This is a genomic window from Nonomuraea sp. PA05 (assembly GCF_008086045.1).
GTDB classification, from domain to species: Bacteria; Actinomycetota; Actinomycetes; order Streptosporangiales; family Streptosporangiaceae; genus Nonomuraea; species Nonomuraea monospora.
In genome coordinates this window covers 99,981-117,327 of the sequence record NZ_VSEY01000044.1, presented here as the reverse complement: position 1 = coordinate 117,327, position 17,347 = coordinate 99,981, and the positions used below count along the sequence as shown (strand labels likewise).

The window sequence follows — 17,347 nt, the reverse complement described above, 5'->3', positions numbered from 1 at the left end:
GACCGCCGCCTCACCGACCGCCGCCTCACCGACCGCCGCCTCACCGACCGCCGCCTCACCGACCGCCGCCTCACCGACCGCCGCCTCACCGACCGCCGCCTCACCGACCGCCGCCCCGCCGATCGCCGCTCCACCGACCGCCGCTCCACCGACCGGCACACCACTGCGAGAGGTGTCCACGAATGTCAGGTCCACGAACGTCACCCCACCGGCGGAGGACGGCGGGTGGTGGGTGGCGGCCTCGATGGCCAGGCGGGTCTTGCCCGTGCCGCCCGGCCCCACGATCGTGACGAGCCGGGCGGCACGCAGAGCCGCCAGCCGGGACAGCTCCGATTCCCGCCCCACGAAGCTGGTGAGCTGCGCGGGCAGCCCGGCCCGGCGGACGGCGGCGCGTTCCCGGGTGCCGCGCAGGATCTCCAGGTGCAGGGCGGCCAGCTCGGGCGACGGGTCGGCGCCGAGCTCGTCGGCGAGCAGCCGCCGCCCTTCCTCGTACGCGGCCATCGCCTCGGCCTGCCGCCCGCCCGCGTGCAGCGCCCGCATGAGCAGACCGCGGGCCCGCTCGCGCAGCGGATGGGCGGCGACGAGCTCGCGCAGCCCGGCCGAGGGGCGGGCGTCGGGGAGCGACAGCTCGGCCTCGTACAGGTCCTCGGTGGCGGCCAGCCGCAGCTCCTCCAGCCGCACCGCCGCCGGCCCCGCGAAGGGCGCGTCGGCGACGTCGGCGAACGCCGGGCCGCGCCACAGCGCCAGCCCGTCCCGCAGCACGGCGGCGGCCTGGGCGGGCAGCCCGGCGGCGAGGAGCTTGCGTCCTTCGCCCGCGAGCCGTTCGAAGCGGTGCGCGTCCACGGTGTCGGGTTCGGCCGCGAGCCGGTAGCCCGTCCCGTGGAACTCGATCAGCGAGGACGGGAGCTGCCGCCGGAGCCGGGAGACCTGGGCCTGCACCGCGTTGGCCGCACCGGACGGGGGACGGTCGCCGTACTGGCCGTCGATGAGGCGTTCGACGCTGACCAGCCGTCCCGCGTCGAGCAGCAGCATCGCCAGGAGGGCGCGCGGCCGGGGGCCGCCGACGGCGATCGGGTCGCCGTCGGCGCGCCAGACCGCGAGCGGGCCGAGGACGCCGAAGTGCACGCGTCCGATTGTCCCCCACCTCACCAGGCGAAACGGAATTATCGGTATGCCTACCGATGCACATACGTATTTTCCCGCCGTCACGCAGGGCTTAGCGTCGGCGGGCAACAAGGCGAAACGGTCCGGTCGCTTTCCCGTCACCCCCCATTTCCCTGTCACCACTGCGAACCCAGGAGATCCCGGGTTACGCGCGGGCCGCCGCGCGCCCACAGGTGCCCGGCGGCCCAGGGAAACCGCCGAAAGGAGCAAGACAGCCGTGAAACGCAAAGCCTTACTCGCCGCGTTCGTGGGTGTCGCCACGGCCGCGACCGTGGTGTCACCCGCGAACGCCGCGCCTCCCGGGGCGTCCAAGCAGCAGAACACGCCGACGGCCGCGCTGGCGGCCGATCCCGCCTCGCTCGCGGCGGCGGTCGCCGACAAGGCGGTCTCCAGCCAGGTCGACGAGCTGACCAGGGGTCCGGACGAGGCGTACAGCAGGGTCTCGGTGACGCCGGGCGCGAGCGACATGTACTACGTGGCGTACGAGCGCACGTACAAGGGACTGCCCATGGTCGGCGGCGACGCCGTGGTGGTCACCGACGCGGCGGGGAACGTCAGGGACACGGTGGCGGCGTCCGGGCCCAGCCCGGACAACGTGCCGACCAGGGCCAGGATCAGCGCGGAGCGGGCCACCGAGGTCGCCACGACGCGGCTGGAGCGGGTGGACGACACGGCCGAGCCGCGCCTGGTCGTGCTGGCCTGGGGCGAGCGGCCCCGGCTGACCTGGGAGGCCGTGGTCAGCGGCATCGCCGCCGGCCAGCCGAGCATCCAGCACGTGTTCGTGGACGCGCGCACCGGCAAGGTCGCCGACTCCTACGACCTCGTGCGTGCGGGCACCGGCAACGGCTACTACAACGGCCAGGTGACGATCGGCACGAGCGGCTCGGGCAGCTCGTACTCGATGACCGACACCACCAGGCCAGGCATCCAGTGCGGCGGGCAGAACGGGAGCGCCTACACCGGCACCGACGACGCGTGGGGCAACGGCTCGGGCACCAACCTGGAGACCGCGTGCGTGGACGCGCTCTACGGCGTGCAGCGCGAGTGGGAGATGCTGCGCGACTGGCTGGGCCGCAACGGCATCAACGGCAGCGGCCGCGGCTTCCCCGCCAGGGTCGGGCTGAACGAGGTCAACGCCTACTGGAACGGCAGCTACACCAACTTCGGCCACAACCAGGCGAACACCGCGCAGGCCACCCCCATCGACGTGGTGGCGCACGAGTACGGCCACGCGATCTTCCAGACCACCCCGGGCGGCGCCGGCTCGGGCAACGAGAACGGCGGCATCAACGAGGGCACCGGCGACATCTTCGGCGCGCTCACCGAGCACTACGCCAACAACCCCAACGACCCGCCGGACTACCTGGTCGGCGAGGAGGTCAACCTGGTCGGGCAGGGCCCGATCCGCAACATGTACAACCCGGGCGCGCTTGGCGACCCGAACTGCTGGTCCTCCTCGATCCCGAGCACCGAGGTGCACGCGGCGGCCGGCCCGCTGAACCACTGGTTCTACCTGCTGGCCGAGGGCAACAACCCGGGCGGCGGCAAGCCGACCAGCCCGATCTGCTCAGGCGGCCCCTCGTCGGTCACCGGCGTCGGCGTCCAGAACGCCGGCAAGATCTTCATGGGAGCCCTCGCCCGCAAGACCTCGACCTGGCGTTACACGAACGTCCGCGCCGCCTCCGTCGCGGCCGCCATCGAGCTGTTCGGCGCGAACAGCGCGCAGTGCAACACCACCAAGGCGGCCTGGAGCGCGGTCAGCGTGGCGGCGGCGTCCGGCGAGCCCGCCTGCGGCACCCCGGGCAACGACTTCTCGCTCACGCTCAACCCGTCGTCCGGCAGCGCGACGCCGGGCCAGCAGGTCACGGCCACGGTCAACACGCAGACCACCTCGGGCAGCGCGCAGACCGTGAACCTGTCGGCCTCGGGCCTGCCGTCCGGCACCACGGCGACGTTCAGCCCCACGTCGGTGACCTCGGGCAGCTCCTCGACGCTGACGTTGCGGACCGGCTCGGGCACCCCGCAGGGCACGTACCCGATCACCGTGACCGGAGCGGGCACGACCTCGCACAGCGCCACCTACACGCTCACCGTCGGCCAGGGGCCGAACCCCGGTGACCCGCCGGACATCAGCCTCACCAACATCAAGGCGCACCTGACGCAGTTCCAGTCGATCGCGACCGCGAACGGCGGGACCCGCAGGTCCACGGGCAACGGCTACCTGCAGTCGGTGACGTACATCGAGGACAGGCTGCGCGCGGCCGGCTACACCGTCGTCAGGCAGAGCTGCACCACCACCTACTGCAGCAGCGGCGCGGGCCCGAACCTGATCGCCGACTGGCCGGGCGGCGACGCCAACCAGGTCATCATGTCCGGCGCGCACCTCGACAGCGTGGCGGCCGGGCCGGGCATCAACGACAACGCCTCCGGCTCGGCGAACCTGCTCGAAGTCGCGCTGACCCTCGCGCAGCGCAACCCGACGCTCGCCAAGCACGTCAGGTTCGGCTGGTGGACCGACGAGGAGCAGGGGCTCAACGGGTCGGAGTACTACGTGGCCTCGCTCAGCGCCGCCGAACGGCAGCGCATCCAGGTCTACTACAACTACGACATGACGGGCTCCACCAACGGCGGCTACTTCATCAACAACATCAACACCACCGGGGCCGCCTACCTCAAGGAGTTCTACGACCGGCTGAGCCTGCAGCCCGAGGAGAACGTCGAGGGCGCCAACCGCTCCGACGACGCCTCCTTCCGCAACGCGGGCATCGCCAGCTCCGGCGTCGCGGCCGGCGCCAGCGCCACCAAGACCTCGGCGCAGGCCGCCAAGTGGGGCGGCACGGCAGGGCGCGCGTACGACTCCTGCTACCACGCCGCCTGCGACACCACCACCAACATCAACGACACCGTGCTGGACAGGGCGGCGGACGCGGCCATGTACGCGGTCTGGAAGCAGGCGGTCGGCGGCACCCCGCCCACCCGTGACTTCGCCATCTCGGCGAACCCGGCGAGCGGCACCGTGCAGGCCGGCTCGGCGGCCACGTCCACCATCGGCACCAGCACCACGGCCGGCACCGCCCAGACCGTGAACCTGGCGGCCTCCGGCCTGCCGACCGGCGCCTCGGCCACGTTCAACCCGGCCTCGGTCACCTCGGGCGGCTCGGCCACGCTGACGATCTCGACCGCGCCCACCACCCCGGCCGGCAGCTACACCGTCACGGTGACCGGCACGGGCGAGACGGCCACGCGGACGACGACGTACGCGCTGACCGTCCAGGGCACGTCCGGCGGCAGGACCTTCACCAACGGCACCAACTATCCGATCGCCGACTTCAGCAACACCCAGAGCTCGATCACCTCCACCGCGACGGGCACCGCGACCACGCCGGTCCGGCTGTCCATCACGATCAGCCACACCTGCGCGGAGGACCTCGACATCTGGCTGCGCGGCCCGAACGGCACCTGGTACGCGGTCGACCGGTACGGCGGCACGACCTGCACCGCCTACGGCACCAGGACGTTCTCCGTCCCGGTGAGCCAGCAGGCGGCCGGCACGTGGGTGCTCGACATCGAGGACGTCTACGCCGGCGACACCGGCTACCTCGACTCGTGGAGCATCACGGTCTAGGCGGCCTCACGACTCGGGGGTGACGGGCCCCGGCCGGGTTTCCGGCCGGGGCTCTCTCACGTCCGCGCGCGTGCGCACGCCCAGCTTCTGCAGCACACGGGCCACGTGCGTGTCCACCGTGCGCTGCGACAGGTACAGGACCTCGGCGATCTCCCTGTTCGTCCGGCCGAGCGCGACCAGCCTGGCCACCTCGCTCTCGCGCGGCGACAGCACGCCGTCGCCGGTCCTCCTGGCGCGGCGGGCCGGCGGGCGGTCGGGGCCGAGGTCGCGCAGGAGGCGGCGGCAGCGGGCGGCGTCGTGGGTGGCGCCCAGGGCGGCGTACCGCTCGGCCGCGTCGGCGATCAGACCGGCGGCCCGCCCCCGGTTCTGCCGGGGGATGGACAGGCGTGCCGAGGCCTCCAGTTCGGCCGCGCGCGCCGCCGCGTACGGGCGCGGCATCGCCAGGTACGCCGCCCGCGCCCGCCCGTAACACCGCGCGGCCTCGTCGAAGCTACCCGCGTCCCCGGCCAGCAAGCCCTCCGCCAGGTCGAGCCCGGCGTGCGCGGACGGCGCGTTCCGCCCCTCGATGCCCGCCGCGAACTCCGCGACCAGCCCGGCCGCCGCCGGCGCCCGCCCGGCCCGCAGCAACGCCGCGACCGCCGCCGGGACGAGCTGGTCGCCCCACACCCACACCCCCTTGCGCCGCAACCGGGTCACCGCCAGGTCGGCCGCCGCCAGGGCGGGCTCCAGCGCGTCCCTGGTCAGGTGCAGCTCGACCAGCCCGCTCGACCCGGCCACGGCGACCGGCAGGAACCCGGAGTCCAGGTCCCGCACCCCCGCCGCCTCCAGGTGCTCGCCCGCCTCGTCCCAATCGCCCTGGGCCAGGGCGAGCACGCCGAGCGCGAGCCGCGCCTCGACCGCGAGCAGCGGCGCCTCGTACGTCATCTCGACGGCGGCCAGCGCCCGTTCGCGCAGGCCCGCCCAGCGGCCGGTCAGCAGGTCGAGCCGGATCGACGACATCTCGACCAGGAACGCCGGGTAGAGCGCGCCGGTCTCCTCGGCGACGCGCCTGCTCCGCTCACCGAACCGGCCGGCCGCGGGGTAGTGCCCGAGGGCGAGCGCGGCGTCGTACAGGTTGGAGTAGCCGCGCGCCACCTGCCTGCGCACGGCGATGGACGGGTCGTTGACGGGCAGCGTGCCGGCCAGCTCGAACGCGTCGGGGGAGCCGACGAGCATGGCCATGCTCACCTTGTTGGCCTGGACGGCGGCGGTCAGCTCCGGGTCCTGGTCCTCCACGAGCAGCTTCTCGGCCTGCGCCATCCACTCCTCGTGGATGGCCAGTGGCTCGCCGCCCCACACGGGCATCGCGAGCAGCGCCAGGCCGCGGGCGGCCAGGCAGGGGCTGTCGGCCAGGTCGGGGAGCGCGGCGAGGATCTCCTGGCGGCCCGCGGTGATCGCGCCCGCCTGGTTGGACAGCAGCACGCCGAGGTTGAGCCGGGCCTCGCCGCGCACCTGCCGGGACAGGAAGTCGTCGGACAGCAGGTGGCGCAGGATGCGGACGACGCGGCGGTGCGACAGGCCGATGGCGGCGACGCGGCTGAGCCGCAGCGCCAGCGGGCCGCGCGCCTGTCTGGGCAGTTTGGGGTCGGCGAGCAGCCCTTCGAGCAGCTCGACGGCCAGGGGGATGTCGCCGATGGCGGCGGCGTGGTCGGCCGCGGCGCTGCCGTGCCGCTGCCACGCGGCGACCTCGCCGGCGTGGCGGGCGTGGTGGGCGAGCTGGACGAGGGGCGGCGGGTCGAGCGTGGCCAGCGCGGCCATGGCGCGGCGGTGGGTGATTCTGCGGTCCGGGCCGGGGATGGCGTCGTAGACGGCCTGCTGGGCCAGGGCGTGCCGGAAGCCGTACAGGCCTTCGGGGTGCTCGCGCAGCACCCCTGCCTCCAACGCCTCGCTCAGCCCCTGCTCGCCGGAGACCGTGTTGATGAGGGGTTCGTCCGCGGGCAGGCGCAGGACGGCGGCGGCGCGGACGGCGCGCAGCGCGGCGGGCGACAGCCCGGTCAGGCGTTCGGCCATGGCCTCGCGCAGGAGCACAGGCACGCCCATCCGGTCGAGCGCCTCGGGCTCGGGCAGGCGGCCCTCGTCGTCGAGCAGCGACCGCACCACCTCCTCGATCACGAACGGCACCCCTGCCGTCCGCTCGTGCAGCTTGGCGGCGAACGTGACGCCGGGGTGCGCGCCGCCGGGGTTGGAGGCGAGCAGCGCTCCGGCGAGCCTGCGCACGCCCTCCACGTCCAGCGGCGTCAGCGAGATCACCTCGCTGCGCACGCCGGGCGCCCGGCGGTAGGCGTGCCCGAACGGCAGCCCCGCCACCGGCAGCTCCTCCCGCCGGAACGTCACCACCAGCGCCAGCCCGTCGGGCGGCTGGTCGGTGAGGAAGCGCAGCAGGTCGCGGGTGCCGTCGTCGGCCCAGTGCAGGTCCTCGACGACCAGCACCACCGGCCCGGCCGCGCTGAGCAGCGCGTGCACGGCACGGAAGAGGTGGTGCCGCTCGGCGCGCGGGTCGTCCATGGGCGGCGGGGAGGGCGCGGGCGGCAGGTGTCCCGCGAGTTCGGGCAGGTAGCCGCGCAGCGCGCCGGTGACGGGGCTGAGCCGGTCGCGGCCGGGCAGGGCCGCCGCGACGTGGCGCAGCGCGTCGAACACCGGCCCGTAGGGGAACGGCTCGCGGATCTGGTGACAGTGACCGATCAGCACGGTCCTGTCAGACTCCGCGAGGGCGGCTCGGACGAGGCTGGTCTTGCCGATCCCCGCCTCGCCCTGCACCTGGATGACGGCGGGCGGGCAGGTGATGGCGCCGATGAGTAATCGCAGCGGGGCGTCCCGCCCGACCAGCGCAGGAGAAGCCAGGCTTGCCATCGGGGTCTCCGTAACAGTGGCAGGTTCTCTCCATACACCTCGCGAGTGTGCTGGCTTCTCACTGATTCGTCCATTGGTTGATTGGTCAGGCCTGGGTCTTACGGACCTCCAGCGTCACCCCGGCGCCGGAGCGCGTGTCGAAGTAGCAGAACCCCGACCCGTCGGCCCGCCGCCCCCGCGCGACGATCCCCAGCCCCGCCTCCCGCCCCTGCTCCTCGGCCCGCGCCAGATCGGGGGTCTCGAAGCCGAGGTGATAGACGCCCTCCCCAACCGAGTCCAGGAAGCGCCGCTGCGGCGAGTCCAGCTCGGACGGCTGGCAGAGCTGGAGTTGCACGTTGTCCAGGTCGGCGCACTTGTAACGCATCGCGGCGGAGGCCTCGGCGTTGGGAACGTCGTACTCGACGTAGGCTCCGCCCTTCGGGTAGTCGAACCACGGTCCGATGCCCACGCTCTCGTAGTAGGCCACGGCCCGGTCCAGGTCCGCGACGACGACGCACACGTGGTGAAGCTGCCTGAAGAGCGGAATCACGAGTTCTCCTGTCTGGACGGAAAGCGAGGAATGGCTGTATACAGATTGGCGTACGGTAACACATACAGCCTCGTTTCCCCTGGAGAGCGCCATGTACTACTTCGGTTACTGCACCTACCTGCTGGAGTCCGAGCTGCGGAAATACCTCCCCGAGGCCGTTGCGGTGACCAAGGCCAAGGCGGTCAACCGGCAGATCCAGTTCCGCGCGGCGGGCGAGCGCACCGACCGGGGCTGGTGCCACCTGGCGGACACCGGCACGTACGGCAAGGCCGCCCAGGGCATCGTGTTCGAGGTCGACGACGCGCATCTGAAGGACGAGTTCGACGACTTCGACATCGTGTTCCTCACCGTGCGGGGTGACGACGGCGAGCACTACGACTGCTTCACCTACGTGCTCAGCCGGCCGGGCATCCGGATGCGGCCGCCGCGCTTCTACTGGGAGCGCGTCCCCCAGGGCCTGGCCGAGCAGAGCTTCCCCGCCGACTACCAGGCCGAGGTGCGGCGGACCTTCGACGAGGCCGCCGACTGCCCCGACTTCGACCGTCCCGCGCCGGCCGGCAAGCCCGGTCGCTCCGCCGACTCCCGCTAGCGGTTCCCACCCCCCGACCACCTCACGCAGGGAGACAAGGATGAGGTTCTTCCCGGCCGTGGCCGCCGCCGCCGTCCTGGTGCTGGCCGCCTGTTCCAACGGCGGCGGGCAGCCGCGGGCGAGCGAGCAGGGCGCCAAGGTGCCCACCGTGCAGCAGGGCGTCCTCATGATCGGCTCGCAGCAGTCGTACATCCCAGGGGAGTTCCGCGCGGAGGGCTCGCAGGATCTGCGGGGCTTCGGCGTGGAGATCGTCGACGAGATCGCCAAGCGGCTCGGCCTGACCACCCAGTGGGTGCAGGTCGACTACTCGGCGATCATCGCCGGGCTGCAGGCGGGCCAGTTCGACATGGGCTCGGGCGGCATGAGCCCGAACCCCGAGCGGCTCCAGCAGGTCGACATGGTCGGCTACTACCAGTCCGGCGCGACCTTCCTGGTCCGCAAGGCGGACGCCGGCAAGTACGCGACAGGCCAGGCCATGTGCGGCCAGAAGCTCGGCATGCTGGAGGGCTCGACCACGCTGGAGAAGGCCGTGGAGAAGGAGAACGCCTCCTGCCCGGCCGGGAAGATCGAGGTCGAGCACTACACCTCGACGCCGCTCGGCCTCCAGGGCCTGCTGTCGGAGCGCATCTCCGCGTACGCGCCGGACCTGGCCCAGGCGCAGTACATCGTCAAGGAGAACCCCGGCCAGTTCGCCACCACCGACTACCACCTGGTCGACTACCTGATCAACTTCACCTTCATGAAGGGGAAGAACCCGGAGCTGCGCGACGCCGTCTACACCGCGCTCGACGCGATGATCAAGGACGGCACGTACGACAAGATCCTCGGCAACTGGAACCTGACGGTCGGCGGGCTGAAGCGGCCCGCGTACAACGGGCAGCTCGATGCCAAGCCCTGACCAGCAGGTCTACCTCCCCGTACGCCGGCCCAGGCCCTGGGGGCAGATCCTCCAGGCCTGCGCCGTCATCGTCGTCATCCCCCTGGTCGCGCTGCCGTTCCTGCGCTCGGGCGTGTTCGACCTGAGCACGGTCGGGCGCTACCTGTTCGGGCCGGCCATCCTGGAGGCGGTCTGGGGGACGCTCTCCCTGGCCACGCTCAGCACGGCGCTGGCCATCGTGCTCGGCACGGGCGTGGCGCTGCTGCGGATCAGCGACAACGCGGTGCTGCGGGCCGCGGCGGCAGGCTTCGTGTTCGTCTTCCGCGGCACGCCGATGCTGGTGCAACTGCTGATCTGGTTCTTCGCGGTGCCGCGGGTGATCGGCCGGGTGAGCCTGTCGATCCCGTTCACGGACATCGTGCTGATCGAGGACCAGGCGGCCAGCGCGTTCTTCACGCCGTTCCTGGCGGGGCTGTTCGCGCTGACGCTGGCCGAGAGCGCGTACATGGCGGAGGTCATCCGCAGCGGCATCCAGGGCGTGGACCAGGGGCAGCGCGACGCGGCCCGCGCGCTCGGGGTGCCCAGCGGAAAGATCACCCGGCAGATCGTGCTGGCGCAGGCGTTCCGGATCGTGATGCCCGCCGTGGGCAACCAGTACATCTTGATGATCAAGAACACGTCGCTGGCGTACGCGATCGGGTACTCGGAGATCCTGCTCTCGGTCAGCCGCGTCTACTACACCAACTTCAAGTATCTCGAACTGCTGCTCGTCGCGGCCTTCTGGTACCTGCTGCTCACCGCGCTGATCACGGTGCTGCAGCACGTCCTCGAGCGCAAGTTCCCTGCGAGGTGACGCCATGACACAGGCACCGGTCAAGATGCGCTCGCGGCACGTGTTCAAGTCGTACGGGGCCACCCGGGTGCTCAAGGACGTGTCCGTGGAGGTCCGCGACGGCGAGATCGTGGCGCTCATCGGGCCTTCGGGGGCGGGCAAGTCCACGTTCCTGCGCTGCGTGAACAACCTGGAGCTGATCGACTCCGGCAGCGTCGAGGTGGACGGCGAGCTGATCGGCTACCGCAGGGTGGGCGACCACCTGCAGCCGCTCGGCGACCGTGAGGCGAGCAGGCAGCGGGCCCGCATCGGCATGGTCTTCCAGCACTTCAACCTGTTCAGGCACATGACCGCCGTCCAGAACGTGGCCTACGGGCCGCGCCAGGTGCTGGGCGCCGGCCGGGCGACGGCGGAGCGGCGGGCCGCCGAGCTGCTCGGCCGGATGGGGCTGGCCGGGCGCGAGCACCACTACCCGCGCCAGCTCTCCGGCGGCCAGCAGCAGCGGGTGGCCATCGCCAGGGCGCTGGCCATGGACCCGAGCATGATCCTGCTGGACGAGCCGACCAGCGCGCTCGACCCCGAACTGCGCGTCGAGGTCGCGGGCGTCATCAGGGACCTGGCCAGGCAGGAGTGCACGATGCTGATGGCCACCCACGACATCCCGCTGGTGGAGGACATCGCCGACCGGATCGTCTTCATGGTGGACGGCACGATCGTCGAGGAGGGGCCGGCCGGGCAGGTGCTTAACGCGCCCGCGCACGAGCGGACCAGGGCCTTCCTGGCCAGGATGACCAGCAGGAACGACGCCCCTGCATGACCGTCCGCGGCACGGCCAGGGACTACGGGCTCTACGCGGTGATGACGTCGATCTGGGGAGCCAGCTTCTTCTTCACCGCGATCGCCCTCAGGTCGTTCAACCCGTACATGATCGTGCTCGGCCGGATGGCGCTGGCCGCCGTGGTGCTGGCCGTCGTCGTACGGGTGCGCGGGCTGGCCGTGCCGCGCGACCGGCGGCTGCTCGGGCATCTGGCGCTGCTCGGGGCGTTCAACATCGCGCTGCCGTTCACCCTGCTGACGGTGGCGCAGGAGCACGTCACCTCCTCCACGGCGGTCGTGCTGTCGGCGACCACGCCGATGTTCGTGTTCCTGATCGCGAGCCTGGTCACGCGGGCGGAGCCGTTCAGCCTCCCCCGGCTGGCCGGGATCGCCGTCGCCTTCCTCGGCATGACGGCGCTGTCGGCCGGCCCCGAGGCTGGTCCCGCGGCCGGTTCCATGGCCTATGGGCTCTGGCCGCTCGCGGTCGTCGCCAGCTCGGCGATCTTCGCGGCCGGCAACGTCTACACCCGCGCGCACCTCCCGCACCTGGACCCGGCCGTCATCGCCTGCGGCCAGCTCACCGCCGCCACCCTCTACCTCGGGCCGGCCACCGTCCTGACGGGCAACTTCTCACTCGCGCGCCCGGCACTCCTGCCCGTGCTGGCCGTGGTGGAGCTGGGTCTGCTCGCCTCGGCCGCCGGATACCTGCTCTATTTCCGGTTCATCCTGCGGTGGGGCTCGACGGCGGCCTCGGTCAACACCTACCTGCAGCCGTTCGTCGGGCTGTTGCTCAGCGTGCTGGTGCTGGACGAGGCGATGGGCGCCGGGCAGTGGCTGGCGCTGGCCGTGATCCTGCTCGGCCTGCTGACCTTCGGCTTCGGCCCGGCGCTGGTCAGCCGAGCCCGAGCGCGGTCACGATGATGCGGGTGGTGTTGTTGACGTGAGCGCGCGCCACCCGCGCGGCCGTCTCGGCGTCCTTGGCCGCGATGGCCGCGACCAGCTCGCGGTGCTGGGTGTTGACCACCTCGTCGTCGGCCGGGGTGAAGACCACGGGCTGGTTGAAGTTCCAGTAGTTGACCTTGGTGCGCCGGTAGAACTGCACGACCAGCGAGTTGCCCGCCCCGTCGGTGATGATCTCGTGGAACTCGTTGTTCAGCTCGTTGAGCTTCGGCCGCGAGATGCCCGGCGCCTCCATCTGCTCGATGAGCTGCTCCAGCCGCGCCAGCCGCTCCCCGTCGAGCCGCTCGGCCGCGAGGTAGGCGGCGTGCGCCTCGATGCCGGCCCGCGCCTCGATGATCTCCAGGATCTCCTCCGGCGCGTGGTCGCGCACGAACCAGCCCTTGCGCTGGACGACCAGCCCCTCCTGGCGCAGCCGCAGCAGCGCCTCGCGCACCGGGGTGCGGCTCACCTGGAGCCAGTCGGCCAGCTCCTCCTCAACCAGCCGGTGGTTGGGCCGGAACTCGGCGGCCAGGATGGCGTCGCGCAGCCGCTCGTGCACGACGTCAGCCATGAACTCCGCGGTGCGGCGGCTCTTACGCTCGGGCATTGCGGCCATGGTGCTCCTAGGGTGGGTCACACGTCTGTATACAGGAGTGTACACAATGCTCACAACGGACCATACGTGATCTTGATGAGCGATAATGATCTTGTGCGGGCCCTGACCGCAGCCGGGGCCCGCACGCCTGCCGCAGGTAGGCTGGCTCCCATCATGGACACCACGGTGGGGCTGCGGGAACGCAAGAAGGCCGAGACCCGTCAGGCCGTGCACGAGGCGGCCCTGCGGCTCGTGGTCGAGCACGGCCTCGACGCCGTCACCGTCGAGGCCATCGCCGACGCCGCCAACATCTCGCGGCGGACGTTCTCCAACTACTTCTCCGGCAAGGAGGACGCGCTCCTGTACGGGGAGGAGCAGCGCATCCGCGACCTGGTGGAGCGGGTGAGCGCTCAGGACGCCGGGCTGACGGCCTGGCAGGCGTTGCGGGCGTCCATCGAGGAGCTGCAGCGGGAGACGGAGGAGCCGGAGCGTGAGTGGGCGTTGCGCACCCGCCTGGCCAAGCGCCACCCCTCGCTGCTGGCCCGGCAGCTCGCCAACCACGCCGCCCTGGAACGAGACCTCGTGGAGGCGGTCGGCGACCGGCACACCACGGTGTCGCCCCGAGTGCTGGCCGCGGCCTTCCTGGTGGCCTTGCGGGTGGCCTCGCACCTGTGGGCCGAGGAGCGGGAGGCCCGTACGCTGCGTGAGGTCATGACGGAGACGCTCGACCAGATGGCTCAGCAGTTCATTTGACGAGCGCCCGCCCCCGCGGTGTTCGGTGGGGGGACGGGCGCTCGAACGGGCGGTTACACAGGCAGGGTCCAGGTCTGCGGCCACAGGCCGTTGCAGTCGTAGATCTCCAGCTTGGTGCCGTTGGCCGTGGCGCCCTGCGGGGCGTCCAGGCAGCGGCCAGACTGCGGGTTGTACAGCGAGCCGTCGGCCCGGTGCTGCCACTTCTGGGCCCCGCTGTTGTTGCACTGCCAGAGCTGCACCTTGGTGTGGTTGGCGGTGCCCTGCGCGTCCACGTCCAGGCACTTGCCGAAGGCGCGCAGGCTGCCGTCGGGGTGGGTGGACCAGCGCTGGCCGGTGGCGACGCCGCAGTCGTAGAGCTGGGCGGCGTTGCCGTTGGTGTTGGTGTTGGTGTCCACGTCCAGGCACTTGCCGCCGGGGCCGGTGATCTGGCCGACCACGCCGGGCACCGTGCCGATGCCGTACCGCACCGCGCACTGGTTGCCCGTCAGGTGCGTGGCGGTCAGGTAGAGGAAGTCCGTGCCGTTCGCCGAGGGCACGATGGGCGAGCTGTAGCCGGGGCAGGACGGCTCACCGGAGTTGTAGCCGCCGGTGGGGGAGGTGAGGACGGGGGCCTCGATCTCGGTCCACGCGCCCAGGCCGTTGGCGCGGTTGATGAACAGCACCTGGCCGGACTCGCCCAGCACGGTCTTGTTGCCGGTCGGGCCGGCCACGACGCGCTGGCCGGACATCACCAGCGTGCCGTTGGGGCCGCCGCCGGGCAGCCAGGTGACGTACGGGGTGTGCAGCAGCTCCCGCTGGTCGGAGGTGCGCACCAGGGTGCCCGCCCCCGTGCCCCAGTTGAGGCCGTCGGAGCTGGTCTTGGTGTAGACCTCGCAGGCGTGGTCGGCGTCCGTGGCGTCCCTGCACAGCTCGTACGCCATCATGAACGTGCCGTTCGGCAGCCCCGTCACGATCGACATGCCGGGCCTGGCCAGGTTGTCATTCGGGAAGGCCACGTCCAGGGTCATCGTGGCGCTCCACGTCTGGCCGCCGTTGGTGGAGGTGTAGTGGCCGATGACCTGGTTGTTGGTGGCGCTGTTCGCGGGCCGCTCGTCGGAGATGAAGCACGCGAGGGTGTTGTTCGGGGCGAGCAGGAACCACGGCTCCCAGATGCCGTGCCCGATCGTGTCGGGCAGGCCGCTGGTCTGCGTGCAGTTCGACAGGTACGTCCACGTCACGCCGTGGTCGGTGCTCTTGAACACCTCCACCTTCTGCGTCGTGTAGTCGCCGTCCACCCAGGCGGTCCCGGCCGCCAGGAGGTCGCCCTGGTTGAGGCCGTTGGCGGTGCGCGGCACCTCGTACAGGACCGGCGCCCCGATGCCCCAGCCGGGGGTGTGCGAGGTGATGGTGGAGATCGGGCCGGCCGACCAGGTGCGGCCGCCGTCGGTGCTGCGGTAGATGGGGAACGAGGCGGGCGCGTTGTGGCCGCGCCTGGCGAACGTGGCCAGCATCGTCTCGTTCGCGGAGCCGTCGAAGTCGAGCCTGACCGCTCTCGGGTAGCTGGCGTCACCCTGGGGGAACGTGGTCAGGTTGGGGGAGTAGAGCACCTGGCCGGCGGGGGCCGCCGAGGCGGGGCCGGCCAGTGCTGCGAGGCAGGTGGCGATCAGGGCTAACGCGGTCATGATCCGCGCGGGGGGTGTGAATCGCACGTGCGTGATCTCCTTAGCGGTTGTCTCCGATGACGAAGTCGGTGTGGGTGTCGATGTCCACGGCGGAGCGGGCCACCACGGCGCCGTCGCTGACCAGGGCGAGGTGCAGCCGCCCGCTCGTCCAGCCCGCAGGAAGCTCGGCGCGCACCTCGGCGGCGCCGCTGAGCAGGAACGGCTTGGCCTCGATCCACGGCCCCTCCGCCCCGAGGGCGGCGGGCGTCGCGCCGAGCACCGGGGTCCAGGCGGTGTGCAGGTGGCCGTTGACCGGTTCGGCGCCGTGGTGCGAGACGCGGACGGGCACGCTCACCTCGCCCGTCTCGCTCAGCACGTCGCGGCCGGGCGCGACGGGCACGACGTCGAGGACGAGCGTGGTGGTGGCGTTCGCGTCGGCCGGGTCGACGCCGCCCAGGTCCTTGGCGCGGCGCTCGAAGTCGAGCAGGCCGGCCGACTCGTGCTCGATGTCGTACAGCTCGGTGTAGACGTAACCGGCCACCCGGTCGTGGCGGCGCAGCTCCTGGGTCTGCCAGCGGAGCTGCCAGCCGCGCTCGACGGAGGTGAAGCCGGTGCCGTACTCGCTGTTGAGGTTGGGCAGGCCGCGCAGCGGCTGGCCGGGGCTGCCGGCGAGCTTCTTGCGCACCACGAAGTCGGGGCCGAGCTTGACGGGGAAGTCGTCCTGCTCGCCGTTCATGAGGGCGGCGACCGTCTTCCCCCAGGAGGCGGCGGACTCGTCGTAGTAGTGCCAGTCGAGCAGGTCGGTCTTGACGTGCGTCCAGCCGGAGTTGTCGACGGCGGGCCTGCTCGGGTCGAGCGCCTTGAGCAGGTCGTACGCCTGCGCCGTCGCCCGCTGCTTGGCCGGGTCGCCGGGGATGTCCCAGTCGAGGCCCCACTCCTCGTTGTAGAGGCCCCAGATGATGATCGCGGGGGAGTTGCCGTCACGTTCGACCATGGGCGCGACCTGCTCCTCGAACGCCGCCACCGAGTCGGCGGAGAAGCGGCCGGTCGCGGCCGGCTCGGCCCACACCAGCATGCCGAGCACGTCGGCGTGGTGCGCGAAGCGCGGGTCCTCCAGCTTGAGGTGCTTGCGCACCAGGTTGTAGCCGGCCTTGGCGGCCAGCTCGATGTCGCGGCGCAGCGCGGCGTCGTCGGGCGGGGTGATGCCGGTCAGCGGCCAGTAGCCCTGGTCGAGCACGCCGCGCACGAACAGGCGGGCGCCGTTGAGGTACAGGTCCTCGCCGATCACCTCGATGCGGCGCAGCCCGGTGTAGGCGGCGACGGTGTCGGTGCCGTCGGCCGAGGTGAGGGTGGCGTCCACGTGGTAGAGGTGCGGGTCGTCCGGGGACCACAGGCGCGGGCCGGGCACCGGGATCACGGTCTCGGCCAGGCCGTTCACGACCGGCACCTCGACGGTCACGTCCGTGCCGCGCAGGCGCAGCGCGAGCGTGGCCTCGGCGGTCCCGCCGACCCGCGCCTCGACCTCGATGGCGTCCAGTCCCTCCGACGGGCGCAGCTTCAGCCCGGCCAGGTGCGTCGCGGGCCTGGCCTCCAGCCAGACGCTCTGCCAGATGCCCGACGACGGGGTGAAGCAGACGCCGTCGAAGTCGTCGCGCGGGATGCTGCGCTGCTTGCCGTGCGCGATCTCGCGCTTGTCCAGCGGCGCCGAGACCCGTACCACGACCTCCTGGTCGTTCCCGGAGCGGAGCGCGTCGGTGACGTCGGCCTCGAACGGCGTGTAGCCGCCCCGGTGGCTGACCACCTCGACGTCGTTCACCCAGACCGTGGCCTCGTGGTGCACGGCGCCGAACTGGAGCACGACCCGCTGCCCCGCCCACCCGGCGGGGACGGTGAACGTGCGGCGGTACCAGGCGACCGGCAGCCAGTGGGCCTCGATGCCCGACGCGGGGGTCTCCCAGGCGAAGGGCACCGTGATGGTCCGGTCGTAGTCCTGCTCGGTGTCGGCCCGGAAGTCCCAGTCGCCGTTCAGGCTCGACCAGGAGTGTGACCGGTCGAAGTGGGGGCGGGGGTACTCCATGATGCTCTCTTTCATGATCCGG

The 17,347-nt window shown here is 71.9% G+C and carries 13 protein-coding genes; 7 read left to right on the top strand and 6 right to left on the bottom strand.

Annotated elements, in window-relative coordinates; all coding sequences use genetic code 11:
* A partial coding sequence (locus FXF51_RS48135) for an AfsR/SARP family transcriptional regulator (RefSeq protein WP_148441535.1) occupies window positions 1–1,125 on the bottom strand: 1,125 nt, incomplete at its 3' end.
* Window positions 1,126–1,381: 256 nt separating this feature from the next.
* Here FXF51_RS48135 and FXF51_RS48130 point away from each other — a divergent pair.
* Window positions 1,382–4,789, top strand: coding sequence for a M28 family peptidase (locus FXF51_RS48130; protein ID WP_148441534.1), 3,408 nt, complete (start codon window positions 1,382–1,384; stop codon window positions 4,787–4,789).
* 6 nt (window positions 4,790–4,795) lie between these two features.
* On the opposite strand, the gene FXF51_RS48125 is transcribed toward FXF51_RS48130, so the two are convergent.
* Window positions 4,796–7,678, bottom strand: a complete 2,883-nt coding sequence (locus FXF51_RS48125) for an ATP-binding protein (RefSeq protein ID WP_148441533.1) — start codon at window positions 7,676–7,678, stop codon at window positions 4,796–4,798.
* A gap of 85 nt (window positions 7,679–7,763) precedes the next feature.
* A complete protein-coding gene (locus FXF51_RS48120; RefSeq protein ID WP_222871802.1) occupies window positions 7,764–8,207 on the bottom strand; it encodes a VOC family protein in 444 nt (147 codons plus the stop codon).
* 91 nt (window positions 8,208–8,298) lie between these two features.
* On the opposite strand from FXF51_RS48120, the gene FXF51_RS48115 reads away from it, so the two are divergent.
* Genes FXF51_RS48115 through FXF51_RS48095 form a run of 5 tightly spaced genes read left to right on the top strand, consistent with a single transcriptional unit; the run spans window position 8,299 to window position 12,242 of the window.
* Entirely contained in the window at window positions 8,299–8,796 is a 498-nt protein-coding gene (locus FXF51_RS48115; protein ID WP_148441531.1) for a gamma-glutamylcyclotransferase, read from the top strand.
* Between the two features lie 40 nt (window positions 8,797–8,836).
* On the top strand, window positions 8,837–9,694 hold the full coding sequence (locus tag FXF51_RS48110; protein WP_148441530.1) for a transporter substrate-binding domain-containing protein: 858 nt from the start codon (window positions 8,837–8,839) through the stop codon (window positions 9,692–9,694).
* Window positions 9,681–10,526, top strand: a complete 846-nt coding sequence (locus FXF51_RS48105) for an amino acid ABC transporter permease (RefSeq protein WP_148441529.1) — start codon at window positions 9,681–9,683, stop codon at window positions 10,524–10,526. Before FXF51_RS48110 ends, FXF51_RS48105 begins: the two co-directional genes overlap by 14 nt.
* A 4-nt stretch (window positions 10,527–10,530) precedes the next feature.
* The gene (locus FXF51_RS48100) at window positions 10,531–11,322 is read left to right on the top strand and encodes an amino acid ABC transporter ATP-binding protein (RefSeq protein WP_148441528.1); all 792 of its coding nucleotides are present in this window, start codon (window positions 10,531–10,533) and stop codon (window positions 11,320–11,322) included.
* Window positions 11,319–12,242: a DMT family transporter gene (locus FXF51_RS48095; protein WP_148441527.1), complete on the top strand. Its 924-nt coding sequence runs from the start codon at window positions 11,319–11,321 to the stop codon at window positions 12,240–12,242. Before FXF51_RS48100 ends, FXF51_RS48095 begins: the two co-directional genes overlap by 4 nt.
* On the opposite strand, the gene FXF51_RS48090 is transcribed toward FXF51_RS48095, so the two are convergent.
* Window positions 12,214–12,867, bottom strand: a complete 654-nt coding sequence (locus tag FXF51_RS48090; RefSeq protein WP_187414980.1) for a GntR family transcriptional regulator — start codon at window positions 12,865–12,867, stop codon at window positions 12,214–12,216. The two genes, FXF51_RS48095 and FXF51_RS48090, sit on opposite strands and share 29 nt — an antisense overlap.
* A gap of 162 nt (window positions 12,868–13,029) precedes the next feature.
* Here FXF51_RS48090 and FXF51_RS48085 point away from each other — a divergent pair, with 162 nt between their 5' ends.
* Window positions 13,030–13,608, top strand: coding sequence for a TetR/AcrR family transcriptional regulator (locus FXF51_RS48085; protein WP_148441525.1), 579 nt, complete (start codon window positions 13,030–13,032; stop codon window positions 13,606–13,608).
* Between the two features lie 53 nt (window positions 13,609–13,661).
* On the opposite strand, the gene FXF51_RS48080 is transcribed toward FXF51_RS48085, so the two are convergent.
* Complete coding sequence (locus tag FXF51_RS48080) at window positions 13,662–15,296, bottom strand: ricin-type beta-trefoil lectin domain protein (protein WP_222871801.1); 1,635 nt, start codon at window positions 15,294–15,296, stop codon at window positions 13,662–13,664.
* Window positions 15,297–15,309: 13 nt separating this feature from the next.
* A complete protein-coding gene (locus FXF51_RS48075) occupies window positions 15,310–17,325 on the bottom strand; it encodes a glycoside hydrolase family 2 protein (protein ID WP_222871800.1) in 2,016 nt (671 codons plus the stop codon).
* Window positions 17,326–17,347: the final 22 nt, after the last annotated feature.